23 protein-coding genes are annotated in these 19,196 nt (G+C 59.0%); 12 read left to right on the top strand and 11 right to left on the bottom strand.

Annotation, left to right across the window (positions count from 1 at the left end; translation table 11 throughout):
• Positions 1 to 2: 2 nt before the first annotated feature.
• The 5 genes from FJD34_RS02890 to FJD34_RS02875 form a co-directional block, all read right to left on the bottom strand.
• The gene (locus tag FJD34_RS02890; protein ID WP_032860614.1) at positions 3 to 1,067 is read right to left on the bottom strand and encodes an NAD(P)H-dependent flavin oxidoreductase; all 1,065 of its coding nucleotides are present in this window, start codon (positions 1,065 to 1,067) and stop codon (positions 3 to 5) included.
• Positions 1,068 to 1,150: 83 nt separating this feature from the next.
• On the bottom strand, positions 1,151 to 2,227 hold the full coding sequence (gene ada, locus FJD34_RS02885) for a bifunctional DNA-binding transcriptional regulator/O6-methylguanine-DNA methyltransferase Ada (protein ID WP_032860613.1): 1,077 nt from the start codon (positions 2,225 to 2,227) through the stop codon (positions 1,151 to 1,153).
• Positions 2,228 to 2,313: 86 nt separating this feature from the next.
• Positions 2,314 to 2,982 carry a DNA oxidative demethylase AlkB gene (gene alkB, locus FJD34_RS02880; RefSeq protein ID WP_032860612.1) on the bottom strand — a complete coding sequence of 223 codons (669 nt, stop codon included), beginning with the start codon at positions 2,980 to 2,982 and terminating at the stop codon, positions 2,314 to 2,316.
• 32 nt (positions 2,983 to 3,014) lie between these two features.
• On the bottom strand, positions 3,015 to 3,182 hold the full coding sequence (locus FJD34_RS28025) for a hypothetical protein (RefSeq protein ID WP_090293131.1): 168 nt from the start codon (positions 3,180 to 3,182) through the stop codon (positions 3,015 to 3,017).
• Between the two features lie 29 nt (positions 3,183 to 3,211).
• Positions 3,212 to 3,514 (bottom strand): DUF1883 domain-containing protein, encoded by a 303-nt coding sequence (locus FJD34_RS02875; RefSeq protein WP_003173824.1) that lies wholly within the window; start codon positions 3,512 to 3,514, stop codon positions 3,212 to 3,214.
• 212 nt (positions 3,515 to 3,726) lie between these two features.
• Here FJD34_RS02875 and FJD34_RS02870 point away from each other — a divergent pair, with 212 nt between their 5' ends.
• The 4 genes from FJD34_RS02870 (at position 3,727) to FJD34_RS02855 (ending at position 6,136) form a co-directional block, all read left to right on the top strand.
• Positions 3,727 to 4,077, top strand: coding sequence for a hypothetical protein (locus FJD34_RS02870; protein WP_029294633.1), 351 nt, complete (start codon positions 3,727 to 3,729; stop codon positions 4,075 to 4,077).
• 183 nt (positions 4,078 to 4,260) lie between these two features.
• Positions 4,261 to 4,911: a c-type cytochrome gene (locus FJD34_RS02865; RefSeq protein ID WP_032860610.1), complete on the top strand. Its 651-nt coding sequence runs from the start codon at positions 4,261 to 4,263 to the stop codon at positions 4,909 to 4,911.
• Positions 4,908 to 5,831 carry a c-type cytochrome gene (locus tag FJD34_RS02860; RefSeq protein WP_090291017.1) on the top strand — a complete coding sequence of 308 codons (924 nt, stop codon included), beginning with the start codon at positions 4,908 to 4,910 and terminating at the stop codon, positions 5,829 to 5,831. The genes FJD34_RS02865 and FJD34_RS02860 overlap by 4 nt, the downstream gene beginning before the upstream one ends.
• Before the next feature lie 74 nt (positions 5,832 to 5,905).
• Complete coding sequence (locus tag FJD34_RS02855; RefSeq protein ID WP_032860607.1) at positions 5,906 to 6,136, top strand: hypothetical protein; 231 nt, start codon at positions 5,906 to 5,908, stop codon at positions 6,134 to 6,136.
• 9 nt (positions 6,137 to 6,145) lie between these two features.
• Here FJD34_RS02855 and FJD34_RS02850 read toward each other — a convergent pair whose 3' ends face one another.
• Both FJD34_RS02850 and FJD34_RS02845 read right to left on the bottom strand, forming a co-directional pair.
• Positions 6,146 to 6,427: a YgdI/YgdR family lipoprotein gene (locus FJD34_RS02850; protein WP_065943270.1), complete on the bottom strand. Its 282-nt coding sequence runs from the start codon at positions 6,425 to 6,427 to the stop codon at positions 6,146 to 6,148.
• A 145-nt stretch (positions 6,428 to 6,572) separates the two neighbouring features.
• On the bottom strand, positions 6,573 to 6,758 hold the full coding sequence (locus FJD34_RS02845) for a hypothetical protein (RefSeq protein WP_032860603.1): 186 nt from the start codon (positions 6,756 to 6,758) through the stop codon (positions 6,573 to 6,575).
• A gap of 309 nt (positions 6,759 to 7,067) precedes the next feature.
• On the opposite strand from FJD34_RS02845, the gene galU reads away from it, so the two are divergent.
• Both galU and gorA read left to right on the top strand, forming a co-directional pair.
• Positions 7,068 to 7,907, top strand: a complete 840-nt coding sequence (gene galU / locus FJD34_RS02840; RefSeq protein WP_029294645.1) for a UTP--glucose-1-phosphate uridylyltransferase GalU — start codon at positions 7,068 to 7,070, stop codon at positions 7,905 to 7,907.
• A 101-nt stretch (positions 7,908 to 8,008) separates the two neighbouring features.
• Complete coding sequence (gorA, locus tag FJD34_RS02835; protein ID WP_090291018.1) at positions 8,009 to 9,367, top strand: glutathione-disulfide reductase; 1,359 nt, start codon at positions 8,009 to 8,011, stop codon at positions 9,365 to 9,367.
• Here the strand turns inward: gorA and FJD34_RS02830 are convergent, their stop codons facing one another.
• Entirely contained in the window at positions 9,368 to 10,375 is a 1,008-nt protein-coding gene (locus FJD34_RS02830; RefSeq protein WP_065943268.1) for a DNA-binding protein, read from the bottom strand.
• Between the two features lie 194 nt (positions 10,376 to 10,569).
• Here FJD34_RS02830 and FJD34_RS02825 point away from each other — a divergent pair, with 194 nt between their 5' ends.
• The 3 genes from FJD34_RS02825 (at position 10,570) to ahpF (ending at position 13,882) form a co-directional block, all read left to right on the top strand.
• Positions 10,570 to 11,502 (top strand): site-specific integrase, encoded by a 933-nt coding sequence (locus FJD34_RS02825; protein ID WP_065943267.1) that lies wholly within the window; start codon positions 10,570 to 10,572, stop codon positions 11,500 to 11,502.
• A 132-nt stretch (positions 11,503 to 11,634) separates the two neighbouring features.
• Entirely contained in the window at positions 11,635 to 12,198 is a 564-nt protein-coding gene (gene ahpC / locus FJD34_RS02820; RefSeq protein ID WP_010210361.1) for an alkyl hydroperoxide reductase subunit C, read from the top strand.
• Positions 12,199 to 12,328: 130 nt separating this feature from the next.
• Positions 12,329 to 13,882 (top strand): alkyl hydroperoxide reductase subunit F, encoded by a 1,554-nt coding sequence (ahpF, locus tag FJD34_RS02815; protein ID WP_065943266.1) that lies wholly within the window; start codon positions 12,329 to 12,331, stop codon positions 13,880 to 13,882.
• A 65-nt stretch (positions 13,883 to 13,947) separates the two neighbouring features.
• On the opposite strand, the gene gloA is transcribed toward ahpF, so the two are convergent.
• Positions 13,948 to 14,469 carry a lactoylglutathione lyase gene (gene gloA, locus FJD34_RS02810; RefSeq protein ID WP_090291019.1) on the bottom strand — a complete coding sequence of 174 codons (522 nt, stop codon included), beginning with the start codon at positions 14,467 to 14,469 and terminating at the stop codon, positions 13,948 to 13,950.
• Between the two features lie 199 nt (positions 14,470 to 14,668).
• Between gloA and FJD34_RS02805 the strand changes: the two genes are divergently transcribed.
• On the top strand, positions 14,669 to 15,205 hold the full coding sequence (locus FJD34_RS02805; protein WP_223232752.1) for a DUF4946 domain-containing protein: 537 nt from the start codon (positions 14,669 to 14,671) through the stop codon (positions 15,203 to 15,205).
• A 201-nt stretch (positions 15,206 to 15,406) separates the two neighbouring features.
• Here FJD34_RS02805 and FJD34_RS02800 read toward each other — a convergent pair whose 3' ends face one another.
• A complete protein-coding gene (locus FJD34_RS02800; protein ID WP_029294664.1) occupies positions 15,407 to 15,772 on the bottom strand; it encodes a histone-like nucleoid-structuring protein, MvaT/MvaU family in 366 nt (121 codons plus the stop codon).
• Between the two features lie 205 nt (positions 15,773 to 15,977).
• Positions 15,978 to 17,513, bottom strand: a complete 1,536-nt coding sequence (locus FJD34_RS02795; RefSeq protein WP_090291021.1) for an EAL domain-containing protein — start codon at positions 17,511 to 17,513, stop codon at positions 15,978 to 15,980.
• A gap of 350 nt (positions 17,514 to 17,863) precedes the next feature.
• On the opposite strand from FJD34_RS02795, the gene FJD34_RS02790 reads away from it, so the two are divergent.
• Both FJD34_RS02790 and FJD34_RS02785 read left to right on the top strand, forming a co-directional pair.
• Positions 17,864 to 18,427, top strand: a complete 564-nt coding sequence (locus tag FJD34_RS02790; RefSeq protein ID WP_032860593.1) for a fimbrial protein — start codon at positions 17,864 to 17,866, stop codon at positions 18,425 to 18,427.
• Positions 18,428 to 18,445: 18 nt separating this feature from the next.
• Entirely contained in the window at positions 18,446 to 19,192 is a 747-nt protein-coding gene (locus tag FJD34_RS02785) for a fimbrial biogenesis chaperone (RefSeq protein WP_090291022.1), read from the top strand.
• The last annotated feature ends 4 nt before the right edge of the window (positions 19,193 to 19,196 follow it).

Below are 19,196 nucleotides of genomic sequence, written 5' to 3'. Positions count from 1 at the left end.
GCTTAACCCTTGTTGAGTTGCATCAGGGCTTGCCGGGCCAGGTCCAGGGTCAGTTCGCGGGTTGTCAGGTCTTGCCCCAGGCGCAGTGCCTGGCCGGCCCACAGGCTGCTGAAACCGGCCTCGTCCAGGGCGCGCAATGGCATCAAAGCACCGCCAGCCAGTGGAAACGCTGGGGCGGTGGGATTGATCGGTCCCAGTTCGCGCATCACACGATTGACAATGCCTCGCGCCGGGCGCCCGGTAAACAGATTGGTCAGTGCCGTATCGCTGGCCTGGGCGCTGTGCAGCGCCTGGCGGTGTGCGGGCGTGATGGTGGCTTCGGGCGTGAACAGATACGCCGTGCCGATCTGCACGGCCGAGGCCCCGAGGGCGAATGCAGCGACGATCCCCCGCGCATCGCCAATCCCACCGGCGGCGATCACCGGCACGCTGACGGCATCGACGATTTGCGGCACCAGGGCCATTGTTCCGATCTGGCTGGTAAGGCGGTCGCTGAGAAACATCCCGCGATGCCCCCCGGCCTCGTAACCCATGGCGATAATCGCGTCACAGCCATGCTGTTCCAGCCAGATGGCCTCTTCGACGGTGGTGGCGGACGACACTACTTTCGCCCCGGTGGCCTTGACCCGGTCCAGCAGGGCTTTTTCCGGCAGGCCGAAGTGAAAACTGACCACTTCGGGGCGGAACTCTTCCACCACCTCGCAGCTGGCATTGTCGAACGGTGCGCGGTTGGAGACCGGGGTGGGCGCTTCAAAGTCGGCACCCAACTCACGGTAGTAAGGCTCCAGCAGGTCCTTCCACTGGCAGTCGCGCTCGGGGTTGGGGGTCGGTGGCTGATGGCAGAAGAAGTTGACGTTCAACGGGCGGTCGCTGGCCTGGCGAATGGTGATCAGGGCCTGGCGCAGTTGCTCGATATTCAACGTGGCCGCTGGCATCGAGCCCAAGGCGCCGGCCGCACTGGCGGCGATCACCATCTGTGGGCTGGTGCTGCCGGCCATGGGGGCCTGGATGATCGGCAGTTCAATGCCCAGCAGGTCAAGAATCCGGGTGTCTGGCCAGGTGCTCATGGATCGTTTCTCCAGGGGTGGAACGCTCAGGAAGGACTGCCCGGCATTTTTAACAGGGGCGGCCAGGGCAAGGCCAGTTTGTATTATTCACTGGACGCAGGTGGCTGTTCATGCGGGGTGCGGCGTTCGCGCTGGAGCAACTGCTGCTTGCGTTCCACGCCCCAACGGTAGCCCGAAAGATGGCCGTCGCTGCGCACCACGCGGTGACAGGGAATCGCCACGGCCAGGCTATTGGCACCACAGGCCTGGGCCACGGCGCGAAAGGCGCTGGGTGCGCCGATACGCTTGGCGATGTCGGCATAGCTGGCGGTGCTGCCCACCGGAATTTCCCGCAGTGCTTGCCAGACCCGCTCCTGGAAAGCGGTACCGCGCAGATCCAGAGGCAGGTGCAGGCCCAGGGCTGGTGCTTCGATAAACCCCACCACCTGGGCGATCAGTTGTTCAAATCCAGGGTCGGCACCGATCACATTGGCCTGCGGGAATTGGTCTTGCAGGTCGCGCGCCAGTTGGTCCGGGTCGTCGCCCAGGAGGATCGCGCAGACTCCGCGATTGCTCTGCGCCACCAGTATCGCGCCCAGGGAACACTCGCCGACGGCAAAGTGGATATCGTTATGGGTGCCACCGGCCTTGTAGTCGCTGGGTTTCATGCCGAGTAACTGGTCGGCTGATTCATAGAAGCGGCTGTTTGAGTTGAAGCCTGCGTCGTACAGCGCATTGGTCACCGACTGATTGTCTTGAAGGTGGGCCCGCACCTTGCGTGAACGATGGGCGTGGGCGTAGCCCCTTGGCGTCAGCCCGGTCAGGGTCTTGAACACCCGGTGAAAGTGGAACGGGCTCAAGCCGGCGCCGTTGGCCAGGTCTTCCAGGGAGGGCAGGGTCTGGGCCTGCTCGATGTGGCGGCAGGCGGCAGCGACCAAGTGTGCATGGCGTTGTGCAACCTGGGTTTGATCGGCCGAGGTACGTTTGTTGGGGCGGTACCCGGCCGCTTCGGCTTGCTGTGGCGTGTCGAAGAATTCGACGTTTTTGCGCAGCGGCTGGCGTGCGCTGCTGCTGGGCCGGCAGTACACACCGGTAGTCTTGACCCCATAGACGAAGGCCTGGTCGGCCGCGGGGTCGCGGGCGACAATGGCCGCCCAGCGCAGATCATCTTCAGTGCTCATGGCAGTAGCTCGGCAAGGGATCAATGGCCAGGATAATCGCTACGGTGGGGCCGGACACTCCGTTGCTTGCGGTTGAATTCACCGGGTCAGCCAGCCGCGCGAAACGTCAGGTTGATCCGTTGTGGCCCCATGCGCGGGTGCACGCCTTCCTTGATTGGCAGCACACCATGAAAGCGCAGGCGATCGACGCCGCCCCATACCGCCACGTCGCCATGGAACAGTGAGATCTTGCGCGGCTTGTCACTGCGCTGATGGCCGCCGAACAGAAACACCGCTGGCAACCCCAGCGACACCGAGACCACGGGCGCACTGAAGTCACGCTCGTTCTTGTCCTGGTGCAGCGACATCCTGGCGCCTGGTACATAGCGGTTGATCAGGCAGGCGTCAGGCGCAAAGCCATCAAACCCTGCGGCGGCGGCAGCCGTTATCGCCAACTCACGCAGCCCATCCGGCAACTTGGGCCAGGGCAGTTGGCGCTCGGGGTCGATGGGGCTGTAGCGATAGCCCTGGCGGCTGGTGGTCCAGCCCAGCTCGCCGCAACTGCTCAGGGCTGCCGACATGGTAAACCCGCCGGGGGTGACCATGTGCCGGAACGGTGACTGGGTCAGGACTGCGCGCAACTCCGGCAACAAACGCTCAAGCCAGGGCAGGGCATAGCCTCTGAAAACGTAGGATTGTTCGCCGATTTGTTCACGACCGGCCGGTTGTTGCAGGGCATCGTCGTTGAACAGATCGGCGGTGGAATGAGTGTCCATCTTGCAGAATCACTCCGTCGCCGGTAATGGTTTTACAGGGCCTTGCTCACGGTGATTTCAGTGATTTCATCACTGGCATCGTGAATTTTCGCCAGGGCCTCTTGGGCCTCTTCGACGCTGGCCGCGTGCAACTGGGCAAATTCGAAACGGCGTTCACCGTTGAGTTTGTACTTGATGACGTATTTGGTGGTTTGAGTCACGGTCATTCCTGTGGCTTGGGGCCGCGCAATCAGCTCAGTTTGGTGCTGGTGCGGCGGACAATGCGGATTTTATGGGACAAGGCCGGCTTGCGGGTGACGCTGATGGCACGGCGCGTCACGACATCCAGGGTGATGTTCCAGAACCCGGTGCTGGGCGCGGTGATCTTGGCCGGGAACTTGTCGAATGCGCCACCGTGATAAGTGTGGCGACCACCATTTTTGAAGCTGCGAAAATTCGCATCGCTCATCAGGCGGATATTGCAGGTCTGCGAGCATTCAATGACGACAATGTCCCCTTCGTTCAAGTGTTCGCGCTGGTGGATGAATTTCATGGGGGTGTCTCCAGAAGGGCTTTTTCTGAAAAATCAGAACGATACGTAGGTTAAGATGGAGTTTATCAGCCCCAGCACGTTTATTATCGGGTCGTCGTCGACGTCTTCGACAATTTAAAACAGTTATTTACCGATATATCAGGGATAAATCCTACGTGGGCGGGAGAAAAATACCATCTCCGCTGTCGTAGGGTCTTTATCGGAGGTTTTGTATGAAGTGGAGTGTATTGGTTCTGGCCCTGGCAATAGGTGGATGTGCTTCGGTTTCAGACATCAAGCAGACACCGCCAACCCTGGCGGTTATCTCCGGGAAAAAACCACAGGAATACGCGGCATGTGTGGTGCAGAAGCTGTCTTCGACCCGTCGTCCGTCGCAGATCGAGCCTCACAAGGAAGGTGTGCGCGTGATTGTGCCGCAGAAGTTTTCTGCTGACCCATCCGCCATTTTTGAAATTGAAGACCGCTCCAGCGGTAGCAGCATCAAGCTCTACGAGAGCATGTCCAATGTGCCGATTCGCCCGGGTGACGTGAAGAAAGCTGCGGAAGACTGCATTTCCGGCTGAGCCCACGACGCCGCTCATACGCGATCAGCTCCGATCAATAAGCCTGGCACTGCGGTTGTAGTGCCGGGCTTTTTATTGTCTGAGATTTCTTACTCGACGGTTGTGACTGTCCGCTCATTACCCTACCATTTGTAGGCTTATGCATTGTAGGTCTAAGCATATAACTATAAAAATGGAGTCGTGATGATGTCTGTGGAGAGAGTGTTGATGGGTGGCGCCCTGCTGCTCATGCTGGGCAGCGCGCAGGCGCTGGAGGGCAAAAAGGTTTTCAATGAAGGTGGCGCGCAGCCTGGCGCGGCCGCTTGCATGGCCTGTCATGGTGCTGATGGCCTGGGGTTGGCCGCGGCGGGTTTCCCCAGGCTGGCGGGGTTGCCGGCGGCGTATTTGAGCAAGCAACTGCATGACTTCAAGAGTGGAGCGCGCAGCAACCCGGTGATGACGTCGCTGGCCAAGGCGCTTACCGAGGAAGAAATCGCGGCGGTGAGCCAGACATTGGCGGCGATGCCGGCGCCGGTCGCGCCTGCCGGCCATCGCAGTGCCACTCCGACCAATCCCGCCGAAAAACTGGCGCTACAAGGCGCCTGGGAGCGGCAGATTCCTGCGTGTGTGAGCTGTCATGGCCCGTCGGGTATCGGTGTTGGCGAGGCGTTTCCGCCGCTTTCCGGGCAATCTGCCGCCTATCTGGTCGCCCAGCTCAATGCCTGGCGCAGTGGCACCCGGCACAATGATCCCAATGACCTGATGGGGCATGTGGCCAAATCCCTCACGGAGGATGAAGTGCAGGGGATTGCCAACTACTTCGCCTCCTTGCCTGGCCAGGAGGTCAAGCCATGAAGAACCTGTCATTTGTACCCGTGTTGGCTGCGTTGATCAGTGTGCAGGTGTCGGCGGCACCGATCGCCATGGAGGATCAGTCGCAATTGCAGGTGCCAGCTGCGGCTCCAGTGGCCACGGCGTTTCAGCCACCCCAGGAAAGCGAGTTGCCCGACAACGCCTACGGCAAGCTGGTGATGCAGGGCTATGCGTTGTTTGTCGATACCAAGCGCCTGGCCCCGCAGTTTGTCGGCAACGGCCTCAACTGCAGCAACTGCCACCTGGATCAGGGTCGCCTGGCCAATTCGGCGCCGCTCTGGGGCGCGTACCCGATGTACCCGGCCTATCGCAAGAAGAATGACAAGGTCAACACCTTCGCCGAGCGCCTGCAGGGCTGTTTCCAGTTCAGCATGAACGGCGGCAAGCCACCGGCCGCGGACAGCCATGAGATTACCGCGCTGTCGACCTATGCCTATTGGTTGGCGAGCAAGGCGCCACTGGGGGGGGAGTTGCCAGGGCGCGGTTACCCCGAGGTGCCGCAACCGGCCAAGGGCTACAACCTGGCGCAGGGTGCCGAGGTGTACAAGGCTCAGTGTGCGGTGTGCCATGGCGCCGAAGGGCAGGGGCAGAAGGTGGGCGACAGCTATGTGATGCCACCGTTGTGGGGTAAGGATTCCTACAACTGGGGGGCAGGCATGCATCGGATCAACACGGCGGCCTCCTTTATCAAGCACAACATGCCGCTGGGTAAAGGCGGCAGCTTGACCGACCAGCAGGCCTGGGACGTGGCAGCCTACGTCAACCGCCACGAGCGCCCGCAGGACCCACGCCTGGTGGACGGTTCGGTGGAGAAAACGCGCATCAAGTTCCACGCCAATGACGGCGTGAATCTGTATGGGCAAACGGTCGATGGCGTGCTGATTGGCCAAGGCATCCGTTAAACTATTGGCAGACCACAAAAAATGCCGCTCAAACCCCGGGGTTTGAGCGGCATTGTCATTCTGGAAAACCAATTATGAAACGTGAACGCGTTAGAGAGCGGCATGCAGAGGGTCACATCTCTGCGACCCATGTGATTCAAAATCCGGCCAACTCGGGGGAATGGATTGTGTTTTTCAAGAAAAGCGGCGGGCGCAGCTTTTTCCTGGTGGATGACCAGGATGAGGTCGAATCCTTTGAGCGCCTGGATGACCTGATCGACACCATTCGTGGGCTTGGGATCAAGTTCGCCGAGATTCACATGTAACCGCCCGGGTTACTTGCAGACCACCACCACGCTGCGGCCTTTGAAATTGCCGACATCCGCGCCCAGGGTCTTTTCGCTGTCCTTCAAGGCTGGCGTGCCTTCGGTGCCGACGATGCGGTAACCGGTGCCTGCACAGGACGCGTCGGCTTTTTCGTAGCAACTGGCCCAGGAATTGGCCTCGCCCGAACAATCAATGGTCAGGCCCTGTTCGCCGTTTTTCAGATAAATGTCGGAAGTGGTGGTGCAGCCGGCGAGCGCCAGGACCGTTGTCAGTGCCAGGATCTTGTTCATCTAAGGGTCGTCGTTCAGAAGTGTTGAGGGGCGTGCTGACACTGGTGTGGGGCGTTTTCAGCGAGATTATAGCGAACGGCCATCAAGGTACAGACAAACACTAAAAAGCCCCGTTTGCCGGGGCTTTTTGCGCAGTTGCGGTGGCTTACTTGGTCTTGGGTCTTTTGCTCGACGCGTGACCGGCCTCGTCCACAAACACTTCAGCTACCGCAATAGCCTGGCTTTCAGTCGCGAAGGTCCCGGCGACGCTGTCTCCGTGAAAATTGATCAGGTGCCAGCCGTCTGCTCGCTTAGTGATCAGGTAGCCGTTTACGCCTTTGGGTTCTGACATCGATTAACAATCTCGTGGTCTGGTTCAAGTGGGCAATGATAGCGCCAAATGCCGTGGGGGAGCGTAAGTTGTTGCAGGTCAGTGCCGAACCCCATAAAGCGTGCTAAAAAGGATGTGGCCCTTTGAAATCAGGGGCAGGCTGGTTTTTTCCAGTGCCGCTGGGGCCGCTTGTTTGAACACGGGCGGAACTAACGCCGACATTTTTTCTCTATGTTGACATCGCAACGCCAGCAGCGCCCATTGTAAGGTGGCTGCGGCCTGATTAGACTGCGCCGAATTTCGTACGCACAGCCCTTATTAAGGACTTTTATGATCAAGAAATGCTTGTTCCCAGCAGCCGGTTACGGTACTCGCTTCCTGCCAGCGACCAAGGCCATGCCTAAAGAAATGCTGCCGGTGGTAAACAAGCCACTGATCCAGTACGGCGTCGAAGAGGCACTGGATGCCGGGCTGAACGAAATCTCCATCGTGACCGGCCGTGGCAAACGCGCGCTGGAAGACCACTTCGACATCAGCTATGAGCTGGAAAACCAGATCAAGGGCACCGACAAGGAAAAGTATCTGGTCGGTATCCGCAAGCTGCTCGACGAGTGCTCGTTTTCCTACACCCGTCAAACCCAGATGAAAGGCCTCGGCCATGCCATCCTCACCGGTCGCCCACTGATCGGCGACGAGCCGTTTGCCGTGGTATTGGCGGATGACCTGTGCGTGAACCTGGAAGGCGACGGTGTCTTGACCCAGATGGTCAAGCTCTACCAGAAATACCGCTGCACCATCGTTGCGGTGCAGGAAGTCGATCCTTCGGAAACCAACAAGTACGGCGTGATCGCTGGTGACGATATCGGCGATGGCCTGATTCGCGTACGTGACATGGTCGAGAAACCGGCGCCGGAAGACGCCCCGTCGAACCTGGCGATCATTGGTCGCTACATCCTGACCCCGGATATCTTCAAGCTGATCGAAGAGACCGAGCCAGGCAAGGGCGGCGAAATCCAGATCACCGACGCCCTGTTGAAGCAGGCCAAGGACGGTTGCGTGATTGCCTACAAGTTCAAGGGCCGTCGTTTTGACTGTGGTGGCGCAGAAGGCTACATCGAGGCGACCAACTTCTGCTACGAGCACTTCTACAAGACTGGCAAGGCTTACTGATTCAAGCATTGCCTGTTGAGTCTCAAGAAAGCCACCTTCGGGTGGCTTTCTGGTTTTTTGGGCGCAAGCGGGTATCCTGATGCCCTGCCGAGGAGAGTGAAATGGCCTACGATTTTGATCTTTATGTAATTGGCGCCGGTTCCGGCGGTGTGCGAGCGGCGCGGTTTGCCGCAGGATTTGGCGCAAAGGTGGCCGTGGCGGAAAGCCGCTACCTGGGCGGGACTTGCGTCAACGTTGGCTGTGTGCCGAAAAAGCTGCTGGTCTACGGTGCGCACTTTGCCGAAGATTTCGAGCAGGCCAGTGGCTTTGGCTGGTCCTTGGGCGAGGCTGATTTTGATTGGGCGACGCTAATCGCCAACAAGGATCGCGAGATCAACCGCCTCAACGGGATCTACCGCAACCTGTTGGTCAACAGCGGCGTGACCCTGCATGAAGGCCATGCGCGCCTGACTGGGCCCCATGAAGTCGAGATCAATGGCGAGCGCTTCACGGCCAAGAACATCCTGATCGCCACGGGCGGCTGGCCGCAGATCCCAGAGATCCCAGGGCATGAGCACGCCATTGGTTCCAATGAGGCGTTCTTCCTTAAAGCACTGCCCAAGCGCGTGCTGGTGGTTGGCGGCGGTTATATCGCGGTGGAGTTCGCCGGGATTTTCCACGGGCTGGGCGCGCAGACGTCGCTGCTGTATCGCGGTGATCTGTTCCTGCGAGGGTTCGATGGTGCGGTGCGCAAGCACTTGCAGGAAGAGCTGACCAAGCGTGGCCTGGACCTGCAATTCAACGCCGATATCGCGCGTATCGACAAGCAGGCCGATGGCAGCCTCAAGGCCACCTTGAAGGACGGTCGTGTGCTGGAGGCCGATTGCGTGTTCTATGCCACCGGCCGGCGCCCGATGCTGGATAACCTGGGCCTGGAACATACTGGGGTCAAGCTGGACGAGCGTGGTTTTGTCGCGGTCGATGATCTGTACCAGACCGCCGAATCGTCGATTCTGGCCATTGGTGATGTGATTGGTCGCGTGCAGTTGACGCCAGTGGCCTTGGCCGAAGGCATGGCCGTGGCGCGTCGTCTGTTCAAGCCTGAGCAATATCGCCCGGTGGACTACGCGATGATTCCTACGGCGGTGTTCAGCTTGCCGAATATCGGTACCGTGGGCCTGAGCGAAGAGCAGGCCCGGGCTGATGGGCATAACGTGCAAATCTTCGAAAGCCGTTTCCGGCCGATGAAGCTGACCCTGACCGAGTGTCAGGAGCGCACGTTGATGAAGCTGGTGGTCGATGCAGACACCGACAAGGTGCTGGGTTGCCATATGGTCGGGCCGGATGCGGGCGAGATCGTCCAGGGGCTGGCGATCGCCCTCAAGGCGGGGGCGACCAAGCAGCATTTCGACGAGACCATTGGCGTGCATCCTACGGCGGCGGAAGAATTCGTCACCATGCGCACGCCAGTGGCTGGCTGATCAGTCCTCGGTTGTTGCCTCTGGCGCCGTTGCAACGACGGCAGCCAGGCGCAGCGCCTCGATGGTGGCCTGGGCCTTGATCAGGTCCAGTTCTACAGTCTTGTGGGTGTGCTGCTGCTTGGTCAGCGCGTCCTGGCGTGACTGGCTGTCCAGCACGGCAACCCGCAGACGCTCCTGGAGCAAGGTGCGTTCGCTCTCGATCAGGCTTACCTGTTCGCTCAGCTTGAGTTGCTGGGCTTGATCCTTGCGGCTTTGCTCTTGTAGGGCGGCCAATTCCTTCGCCGTTATCCGGTGTTCAATCAATAGCCGCTCATTGTCACGATGCAGCTGGGTGATTTCATCCTGACGCACCATGGCGCTCTGCTGCGCCTGGCGCAATTCAGCCTGGAGTTGTTGCAGTTGGCCTTCATGGCGACGTTGCTCCTGCTCGCGCTGGTCCTTGATGGCGTTGCGGTAGTGCTCAAGGGCATCGCGGGCGTGCAGGTGTTTTTCTTCCAGTGAGCGAATCTGTTCGTCCTTATCCGTAATCCGTAGCTCGTAGTCACTGCACGCCTGGCTGAGCCCGGCGTTGCGGGTTTGTTCGGTCTGCAGGCTGGTGCTGGCGGTTTGCAGGGCGGCGCTTTCTTGCGCCAGGGCGGCGGCCTGGATATCCAATTGCTGTTGGAGCTGGCTGTGTGCTGCTTCAAGTGTTTCTACCTGGGTGAGCAGGGCGGTTTTCTGCTGCTCGAACTGCGCCAGGGCCAGGTCGATGGGCTCCTGGGCCTTTTCTTTCAGGCGCTGGGCCAGGCGTGAGACCAGTTCGCCAAGCTCATCATCGAGGGGCGCCTCGGTGATGGTGAGGCGGGTTTCGCTCTCGTCCAGTTCCTTCAAATAGCGGTGAATGGTGGTTTTCGAGCCGGTATTGCCCATCTCGATGCGTACGGCGTCGATGCTGGGGTTCTCGCCGCGGGCGAGGATTGCCAGGCGTGCCGTTTGAACTACTGCTTTATTGATGCCGCCGCGAGCCATGGGGTCTCCGTCGATTTAGTACTGTGGTATGTAGTATGTATATACGTAATATATCATGAATAACAAAACGTATAAATTGATGAGTTATAAGATGGGATATTGGCGTATTATCCCGTGTCAGTGCCCATTGGACTCAATTGCAGCCCAATGTCCGTACACCAATCCCTGTAGGAGCCGGCTTGCCCGATAGCGGTATGAGTGAACTTGATCGCTACCTGAACGCCGCCACCCGTGACAACACCCGCCGCAGCTACCGCGCGGCTATCGAGCACTTTGAAGTGACTTGGGGTGGTTTCCTGCCCGCCACCAGCGACAGCGTGGCGCGTTACCTGGTGGCCTATGCTGGGGTGTTATCGGTCAATACTCTGAAACTGCGCTTGTCGGCGCTGGCGCAATGGCATTCCAGCCAGGGCTTTCCCGACCCCACCAAGGCGCCGGTAGTGCGCAAGGTGCTCAAGGGGATTCGCGCCTTGCATCCCGCCCAGGAAAAACAGGCCGAACCCTTGCAGCTCCAGCACCTGGAACAGGTGGTTGGCTGGCTTGAACGCGAAGGCGAGCAAGCCCGAGCTGCCGGTGATCGCCCGGGCTGGTTGCGCGCCAAGCGCGACGCGGCATTGATCCTGCTGGGCTTTTGGCGCGGCTTTCGCAGCGATGAGTTGTGCCGGCTGCAGATCGAACACGTGCAGGCGGTGCCGGGCGCGGGCATCACCTTGTACTTGCCGCGCAGCAAGAGTGATCGTGAAAACCTCGGGCGCACTTATCAAACCCCCGCGCTGCTGCGCCTGTGCCCCGTGCAGGCCTACATTGAATGGCTGAGTGCCTCGGCCCTGGTGCGCGGCCCGCTGTTTCGCGGGATTGATCGCTGGGGCAATCTGGGGGAGGAGGGGTTGCATGCCAATAGCGTGATCCCGCTGCTGCGCCAGGCCCTTGAGCGTGCAGGCATTGCCGCCGAGCAGTACACCAGTCACTCCCTGCGCCGTGGCTTTGCCACCTGGGCCCATCGCAGCGGTTGGGATTTGAAGTCGTTGATGACGTATGTCGGCTGGAAGGACATGAAGTCAGCCATGCGCTATGTTGAAGCGACGCCCTTTCTTGGCATGACTCAGATCCGCGATCCGCTGCTTTAAGATTTCTTCTATTAATACAGTGTGTTGATAGCCAAAACCAATCGGCAGCATCAGGTTTGCCAATGAGCCATCGGCGATGAGACTGGGTAGGATTCACTCATCAACTTACTAACCCCTGACGGAGAGTCAACGATGCCTATCATCAACAGCCAAGTAAAACCGTTCAAAGCGACCGCTTACAAAAACGGCAACTTCGTAGACGTGTCGGACGCTGACCTGAAAGGCAAGTGGTCTGTCGTATTCTTCTACCCAGCCGACTTCACTTTCGTTTGCCCAACCGAACTGGAAGACCTGGCTGACAACTACGCCGAATTCCAGAAACTGGGCGTCGAGATCTACAGTGTGTCCACCGACACCCATTTTGCCCACGCTGCCTGGCACAACACCTCGCCAGCCATCGGCAAGATCCAGTACACCATGATCGGCGACCCGACCCTGACCATCTCCCGCAACTTCGACGTGCTGATCGAAGAAGCTGGCCTGGCAGACCGTGGCACCTTCGTGATCAACCCAGAAGGCCAGATCAAGATCGTTGAGCTGAACGACGGCGGCGTTGGCCGTGACGCTTCCGAGCTGCTGCGCAAAATCAAGGCTGCCCAGTACGTCGCTGCCCACCCAGGCGAAGTGTGCCCAGCCAAGTGGAAAGAAGGCGAGGCTACCCTGGCTCCGTCCCTGGACCTGGTCGGCAAGATCTAAGTCTGTGAAGTATCAAGGGCGGTGTTGCGCACCGACTAAGTAAGCTGCATCCGCCCACGAAACGCCCGGGCGAGATTCGCTCGGGCGTTTTTTTGTCTGCAATAAACCGAATTAATAGGAAATCGCCCGTATGTTGGACGCCAATCTTAAAGCTCAGTTGAAGTCATACCTGGAACGGGTCACCCAGCCGATCGAGATCGTCGCCTCCCTCGACGACGGTGCGAAATCCCAGGAAATGCTTGCTCTTTTGCAGGACGTAACCAGCCTCACCACGCTGATTACCCTGAAAACCGATGGCAATGACGGGCGCAAGCCGTCGTTCTCCATCAACCGCCCGGGTGCCGATATCAGCCTGCGTTTTGCCGGTATCCCCATGGGTCATGAATTTACTTCGTTGGTGCTGGCCCTGCTGCAAGTCGGTGGCCACCCCTCGAAGGCCAGTGTCGAAGTGATTGAACAGATTCGCAGCCTTAAAGGTGAGTTCAACTTCGAGACTTACTTCTCGCTGTCCTGCCAGAACTGCCCGGACGTGGTCCAGGCGCTGAACCTGATGGCGGTGCTCAACCCGAACATCCGCCATGTCGCGATTGATGGCGCGCTGTTCCAGGCTGAAGTCGACGAGCGCCAGGTCATGGCGGTGCCCAGCGTCTACCTCAACGGGGTGAACTTCGGCCAGGGTCGCATGGGCCTGGAAGAAATCCTCGCCAAGCTGGATACCAGCGGCATCGAAAAGGCTGCCGAAAAAATCAGCGCCAAGGACGCCTTTGATGTACTTGTCGTCGGTGGTGGCCCGGCCGGTTCTGCGGCTGCAATCTACGCTGCACGCAAAGGTATCCGCACCGGTGTGGCCGCCGAGCGTTTTGGTGGGCAAGTGCTGGACACCATGTCCATCGAAAACTTCATCTCGGTGCAGGAAACCGAAGGCCCGAAACTGGCGAGCGCCCTGGAAGCCCACGTGCGTCAGTACGACGTGGACATCATGAACCTGCAGCGTGCCAGCAGCCTGGTCCCGGCGAAAAATCCCGGCGAGTTGCATGAGATTCGCTTCGAGAGCGGTGCGACCCTCAAGTCCAAGACCGTGATCCTGGCGACTGGTGCGCGCTGGCGTGAAATGGGGGTGCCGGGCGAGCAGGAATACAAGGCCAAGGGCGTATGCTTCTGCCCGCATTGCGATGGCCCGCTGTTCAAGGGCAAGCGTGTGGCGGTGATCGGCGGCGGTAACTCCGGCGTTGAAGCGGCCATCGACCTGGCCGGTATTGTCAGCCACGTGACCTTGCTGGAGTTCGACAGCAAGTTGCGCGCCGACGCCGTGTTGCAGCGCAAGCTCTACAGCCTGCCAAACGTTGACGTGATCACCAGTGCGCTGACCAGCGAGGTCAAGGGGGATGGCCAGAAAGTCACCGGCCTGGCCTACAAGGACCGCGATACCGGCGAGTTCAAGACCATCGACCTGGAAGGCATCTTTGTGCAGATCGGTTTGCTGCCCAACACCGATTGGCTCAAAGGCACGGTGGAGCTGTCACCCCGTGGCGAAATCATTGTCGATGCCCGTGGCGAGACTTCACTGCCAGGCGTATTTGCCGCCGGTGACGTCACGACGGTGCCGTACAAGCAGATCGTGATTGCGGTGGGTGAGGGTGCCAAGGCTTCCCTGAGTGCTTTTGATCACCTGATCCGAGCGTAAGGCCTGCAACTAAAAAACCCATGAGCGATCATGGGTTTTTTTGTGGGTGCAGCTTTTGTGGGTGTTTACAGCGGCGCTGGCTGGATGATTTCGACCCAGTACGCATCCGGATCCTTGATAAACGCCAGGCTTTTCATGCGGCCATCAGTCAGGCGCTTCTGGAAGTCACAGCCCAGCGCTTCAAAGCGCTCACAGGCCGCAACGATATCCGGCACCGAAATGCAGATATGGCCAAAGCCGCGCGGGTCGGTGTTGCCATTGTGGTAGGCGAAGTTGGCATCGTTTTCGGTGCCGTGGTTGTGAGTCAGTTCCAGGATGCCCGGGATCGACTTCATCCACTGGGTGCGTTCGGCGGCATCGTCGGGGATCTGCGCCTTGTCGACCAGGGCAAGGAAGTACAGACTGAACTCAGCTTGCGGGAAGTCGCGTTTCTCAACCAGGGAGAACCCCAGGACGCGAGTGTAGAAGTCCAGCGACTTGGTGATGTCCTTGACCCGCAACATGGTGTGGTTGAACACGAAGTTCGACGTGGCGGTGTCGGGTTGGGCAGTGACGCCCGGGAAGGTATTCAATTCGTGCAGGCTCATGGGCCCTCCAGAAAAAATGGGGCAGACGCAGCTCGTGACTTGAGCGGTCCTTTGGCTTGCGGCTGACAGGCATCCGTGCAGCCGGGCCATGATACGCAAGCCGCGCCGGCCGCGCCAAATGAAAAAGCTTACGCGGGCCTTGCGACCATCCCACGCGCAGGCTCAAACTTTACGGCTTGAACTTCGAGTGTTTTTTGCAATGAGCCGATCGAACAAACCGCTGTTGAGCACCTTGTGCCTGATCTTGGCCAGCACTGCTGTACTGGCGGCAGATCCCGAGATTCATTGGCCTAGCGGCTGGCAGGTAGAAGAAGTGGTGTCGGATGCCGACGCGCCGGCCACGCCGTCACCGGTATCTCGCCAGCGTGCAATAAAGAACAATGAAAACGGCGAGACACAGATGGTCATGGAGCTGACGGGTACACCGATCGAGCCTGGACATGTGGTCAATCTGCAAGGTGTGCTGCTTCAGATGCGCAAGTCTATCCAGAAGGACTTTGCCCGCAGTGGTTATCAAAGTGTTTGTAACAAGATGCACTCGACCACTTTAAGTCGCCTTGAGGCGCTGGAAACTACCTGCGTCGTTACCGAGAACGGTCGGCATGTGCTCTCGCAAACACTGGTGGGCGCTGTTGATACGAATAAGGCCTATGTTTTTTCATACGCCGGACACGCTGATGCTTATGCGGCGAGTAAGGAAGAAGTCAGTTCGGTGCGTGCAAGCTTGAAACTTTGATGGGTGAAGGCTAGATGCCTGGCCTGGTTCAGTGACGATTAGCGCACAACTATCCGGCATTGGCGCTCAGCGCCCGCTGGGCGGGTTTGTACCCACTGGAATGTATTTCAAAATTCACTTTCGAAAACCACAGGGTTTGAAAGCGAAGCGCAAAAACAAAAAAGCCCTGCGTCTGCAGGGCTTTTTATTAGTGCGCCAGTATTAGCCGCGAAGCCAGGAGTCTACAGTGGCTGCGCCATACTGTTCTTTCCAGGCTTTCAGGCCGCGGTGGTTGCCGCCCTTGGTTTCAATCAGTTCACCCGTGTGCGGGTTGTGATACACCTTGACCACGCGTGCACGGCGGGTTTTTGGTGCGGCAGCTACCTGGATGCCCGATTTGCCTGGGTTTGGATCAAGGATGGAAATGATGTCGCGCAGGCTCTTGCCGTAGGTTTTCATCAGCCCTTGAAGTTTTTCTTCAAATTCGATTTCTTTCTTCAAACCAGCGTCGTTCTTCAGGGATTCCAGCTGGGCGAGCTGCTCTTGAAGGGCTTTTTCTGCTGCGCGAAATTCGGCGAGTCTGGACAAAATCTTTACTCCAATAGTGTATTTGGCTGATACCAACTGCAAACAAAGCTATAAGCCAAGAGCCTCAGCGTGACTCGGTAAAAAGTGGCTCTCCTGCCGATTCAGCGCAGGCAGGAAAAATTGTAGTAGTTAATGAGTCACGAGTAAATCATGTCTTTTGTATAAATAACAATATTTCATCATCCTGCTAGATGGATATTCAATTTCACTGCAAAGACTTAATGAAGGCGTCAAAAGGCACCGGGCGGCCAAACAGGTAGCCTTGCAAGAAGTCCACGCCTTGCGCCGCCAGATAGTCGCATTGCTCTTGGGTTTCCACACCTTCTGCCACGATGCCCAAGTCAAGCTTGCCGGATAATTCAATGATGCTGTCGAGTATATGCCGCGATAGTGCGTCGACGCCGATCATTGCGACAAAGCTTTGATCGATTTTCAAGTAGTCAACATTGAAGTTGCGCAAATAACCCAGGCTGGAGTGGCCAGTGCCGAAGTCATCAATGGCGATCAGCACGCCCAGTTCGTGCAGGGCCTGGAACAGTTGGCGAGTCACGTCGGTGGGTTCGATCAGTTCGCGCTCGGTCAACTCCAGCGTCAACAGGACTTGGCCCGGCTTAAAGGCCGCAAGGAATTCCCGGCAGTCCTGCACCAACTCCAGGTCCTGGCAATGCCTGGCGGTGATATTGATCCCCACATGGAAATTGTCGCCCAGGCGAGCGGCGTGGGGCGCCAGTTGTGTGGCGACCTGGCGCATCAAGGCGCGGGTCATAGGCACGATCAGCCCGGAGTGCTCGGCCAGGGGGATAAACAGGTCCGGGCGCACCAGGCCTTCCTTTGGATGCTGCCAGCGCATCAATACTTCACAGCCGGCCCATTGCCGGGTGTCGCCGCGAACCACCGGTTGGTAATACGCTACGAATTCATTGGCGCCCAGCGCCCGCTGCAGCTCATGGGTGGGCGCTGAGGAGCGTTTTTGCAGCCAGTGCGCGAGCACGCCTGCCAGCACGCCAAAGAACACCAGGAGGCTGAACAAGGCCGGGTAGCGCGCTTCCATGTAACGCCACACTTCACCTTCGGGCATCCCGGCCTCCACGCTGTAAGCGTAACGCTGGGAGCCGAGCTGGTGGTGGGCCACGGCAAATACCGGTGGTGGGGTGGCGTGGACTTTGCCGTCGCTGCCCAGCCAATTGGGCCCGACCTGCAACACCAAGTCAGCATAACGACTGATAAGGCGCAGGGCATTTGTCAGGTGATAGCCGTCAATCGAGGCAAACGCGGCCTTGTCACCGTCCACCAGCCGGTACACCAACAGTGCGGTATCAGGCGTGACCGGGTTGCCATTCATCAGCCACAAGCGGCCATTGACGTAGTCGTCAGGGTTGACCGGTGACACATAGGCGTCGCCAAACAACGAGCTGCAATAAATGGTTTTTTGCCAGGACAGCGTGGTGGCGCGCACGAACGGGCGTCGGGTGACTTGCTCGCGAAGTGCTAGTTGCGCCGCGTTGTCACAGTCATTGCCTGCCAGTGGCAACAGGGCCTGGGCGGCGAGGGCGGTGTTGTCGAGCATCAGGTCGAACTGGCGCACGGCCTCGACGGCCGTCTGCTCGGTACTTTGCTCCAGAGTCCGTTGGGCCTGCATGTACAGGATGACCACCCCCAGCAGTATCGGCAGCAGGCCACACAGGGCTGTGATCAAGTAACGGGCGGTGCGTTTGCGCGGGCCTTTGATGGTGAGTGGCATTTATGCAGCCTGTAGCGAAGTGGGGGGAGACGCCTGGCAACGGCTACAGGCAATACGTCGAATGTCAGGAGGATAGTTGGCCTATGGAAATAAGCATGTTTCACGTGCGGACCTAGCCACTTGGCCAGTTGTGGGTGTTTTTTAACCTTGCCAAACTTTGCAACACATTTTGACGAGGAAAGGTTGTTTGGTCCATTGCGTTATTGCTTGGATCAGTGCTGGCCCTGATAAACAACCTGCCATTCAAGATCCAGCCCCTTTTGCGTCATTAAGCCCGAATCCGGCGAGCGGGCTTGTGCCTGCGCGTCGTGTGCCGAGGCATCTACTTAACACTTAGGAAAACTTGCGTAATGAAAAACAACCTCCTGGCGATAGTCATGTTGCTTGCCAGTGGCTTCCTCGTACCTGTGGCCTCTGCCGCCGATGGCACCATTACCCTGACGGGCGAAATTACCGGCACCACCTGCACGATCAGTGGCGGAACTGGCGGTGTTGCTGGCTCCGGGGCAAACTTTCCGGTAGTCCTGGACAAGGTACAAGCCAGTGCCCTGTCGACGGCGGGCGCGACTGCCAGTTCCAAGCCGTTTTTTATCTACGTGGGGGGTGGCGCCAGTTGCGCAGATGCGACCAAGGTTGCCGTGTTGTATGAAAGCACCAGCCCGGCCATCAACCCGGCCACGGGCAACTTGCGCAATACCGCCCCAAAAACCGCCGCCGCCAAAGTAGAAGTGCAGATTCTCGACGGCGCAACCCTGCAGCCGATGGATTTGCGTACCGGCCATGTCTCGACCACCGCCACTGTCACAGGCGGGCTGGCGACCTTGCCCTTTGCTGCACGTTACATTGCCACTGGCGGTGCGGCGGGAGTAGGGCTGGTGAGTACGGCGGTGCAGTATTCGGTGATCTTTCCCTGACAAGCGAGGGCGCGAACCATGCCTTGCGTACGCCTGCCCCTTGCGATTTGCCTGTGCCTGGCCTTCGCGCAGGCGCAGGCCGGGGTGATCATCAGTGGCACGCGCCAGATCTATGCCGAGCCGCGTCGGGAAATCACCGTACGGGTGAGCAACGATGACCAGCAGGCTGCACGTCTGGTCCAGGTGTGGATGGATGTGGGCAATGCACAACTGACGGCTGAACACAGTGATGTGCCATTTAGCATCAGCCCACCGGTGTTTCGCCTGGACCCGGGCAAGAGCCAGGCCATACGCCTGGCCTACACCCAGGAGCCGTTGCCCGACGACAAGGAGTCACTGTTCTGGCTCAACGTGCTGGAAGTGCCGCCCCAGACGCGGTCGCCGCCAGCCAGCGCGGATGAAGAGCGCCAGAACCAGTTGCGTTTTGCCTTTCGCATTCGCACCAAGGTGTTTTTCCGGCCCCGGGGCTTGTCAGGCAATTCCCAGGATGCACCCGAGCAACTGACCTGGACCTTGCGTACCGGCAAACAGGCAGCACTTAGGGTGTTCAACCCATCGCCGTTCCATGTGACGTTTCATGAGGTGGCGGTAGTGATGGGCGAGCAGGTGATTGCGACCGACCAGCAAGGCATGGTTGCGCCCTTTGCCAGCCTGGACCTTGCCCTGCCTCCCTTGATGCAGGTGGTGCCCGCCGATGCGCGGGTGCAGTTCCAGTACATCGACGATTTCGGTGGGTTCTCGGCACCCCGCTGGGCACCCCTTTAGCGAC

It is taken from the genome of Pseudomonas brenneri (assembly GCF_007858285.1).
In the GTDB taxonomy this organism is placed as follows: domain Bacteria; phylum Pseudomonadota; class Gammaproteobacteria; order Pseudomonadales; family Pseudomonadaceae; genus Aquipseudomonas; species Aquipseudomonas brenneri.
This window is presented reverse-complemented; position numbering and strand designations above follow the sequence as displayed.

What these genes read in the sequence shown, in the direction of transcription:
- FJD34_RS02890 (WP_032860614.1), bottom strand. Translation starts at nt 1,067, where the DNA reads ATGAGCACCTGGCCAGACACCCGGATTCTTGACCTGCTGGGCATTGAA.
- ada (WP_032860613.1), bottom strand. Translation starts at nt 2,227, where the DNA reads ATGAGCACTGAAGATGATCTGCGCTGGGCGGCCATTGTCGCCCGCGAC.
- alkB (WP_032860612.1), bottom strand. Translation starts at nt 2,982, where the DNA reads ATGGACACTCATTCCACCGCCGATCTGTTCAACGACGATGCCCTGCAA.
- FJD34_RS02875 (WP_003173824.1), bottom strand. Translation starts at nt 3,514, where the DNA reads ATGAAATTCATCCACCAGCGCGAACACTTGAACGAAGGGGACATTGTC.
- FJD34_RS02870 (WP_029294633.1), top strand. Translation starts at nt 3,727, where the DNA reads ATGAAGTGGAGTGTATTGGTTCTGGCCCTGGCAATAGGTGGATGTGCT.
- FJD34_RS02865 (WP_032860610.1), top strand. Translation starts at nt 4,261, where the DNA reads ATGATGTCTGTGGAGAGAGTGTTGATGGGTGGCGCCCTGCTGCTCATG.
- FJD34_RS02860 (WP_090291017.1), top strand. Translation starts at nt 4,908, where the DNA reads ATGAAGAACCTGTCATTTGTACCCGTGTTGGCTGCGTTGATCAGTGTG.
- FJD34_RS02855 (WP_032860607.1), top strand. Translation starts at nt 5,906, where the DNA reads ATGAAACGTGAACGCGTTAGAGAGCGGCATGCAGAGGGTCACATCTCT.
- FJD34_RS02850 (WP_065943270.1), bottom strand. Translation starts at nt 6,427, where the DNA reads ATGAACAAGATCCTGGCACTGACAACGGTCCTGGCGCTCGCCGGCTGC.
- FJD34_RS02845 (WP_032860603.1), bottom strand. Translation starts at nt 6,758, where the DNA reads ATGTCAGAACCCAAAGGCGTAAACGGCTACCTGATCACTAAGCGAGCA.
- galU (WP_029294645.1), top strand. Translation starts at nt 7,068, where the DNA reads ATGATCAAGAAATGCTTGTTCCCAGCAGCCGGTTACGGTACTCGCTTC.
- gorA (WP_090291018.1), top strand. Translation starts at nt 8,009, where the DNA reads ATGGCCTACGATTTTGATCTTTATGTAATTGGCGCCGGTTCCGGCGGT.
- FJD34_RS02830 (WP_065943268.1), bottom strand. Translation starts at nt 10,375, where the DNA reads ATGGCTCGCGGCGGCATCAATAAAGCAGTAGTTCAAACGGCACGCCTG.
- FJD34_RS02825 (WP_065943267.1), top strand. Translation starts at nt 10,570, where the DNA reads ATGAGTGAACTTGATCGCTACCTGAACGCCGCCACCCGTGACAACACC.
- ahpC (WP_010210361.1), top strand. Translation starts at nt 11,635, where the DNA reads ATGCCTATCATCAACAGCCAAGTAAAACCGTTCAAAGCGACCGCTTAC.
- ahpF (WP_065943266.1), top strand. Translation starts at nt 12,329, where the DNA reads ATGTTGGACGCCAATCTTAAAGCTCAGTTGAAGTCATACCTGGAACGG.
- gloA (WP_090291019.1), bottom strand. Translation starts at nt 14,469, where the DNA reads ATGAGCCTGCACGAATTGAATACCTTCCCGGGCGTCACTGCCCAACCC.
- FJD34_RS02805 (WP_223232752.1), top strand. Translation starts at nt 14,669, where the DNA reads ATGAGCCGATCGAACAAACCGCTGTTGAGCACCTTGTGCCTGATCTTG.
- FJD34_RS02795 (WP_090291021.1), bottom strand. Translation starts at nt 17,513, where the DNA reads ATGCCACTCACCATCAAAGGCCCGCGCAAACGCACCGCCCGTTACTTG.
- FJD34_RS02790 (WP_032860593.1), top strand. Translation starts at nt 17,864, where the DNA reads ATGAAAAACAACCTCCTGGCGATAGTCATGTTGCTTGCCAGTGGCTTC.
- FJD34_RS02785 (WP_090291022.1), top strand. Translation starts at nt 18,446, where the DNA reads ATGCCTTGCGTACGCCTGCCCCTTGCGATTTGCCTGTGCCTGGCCTTC.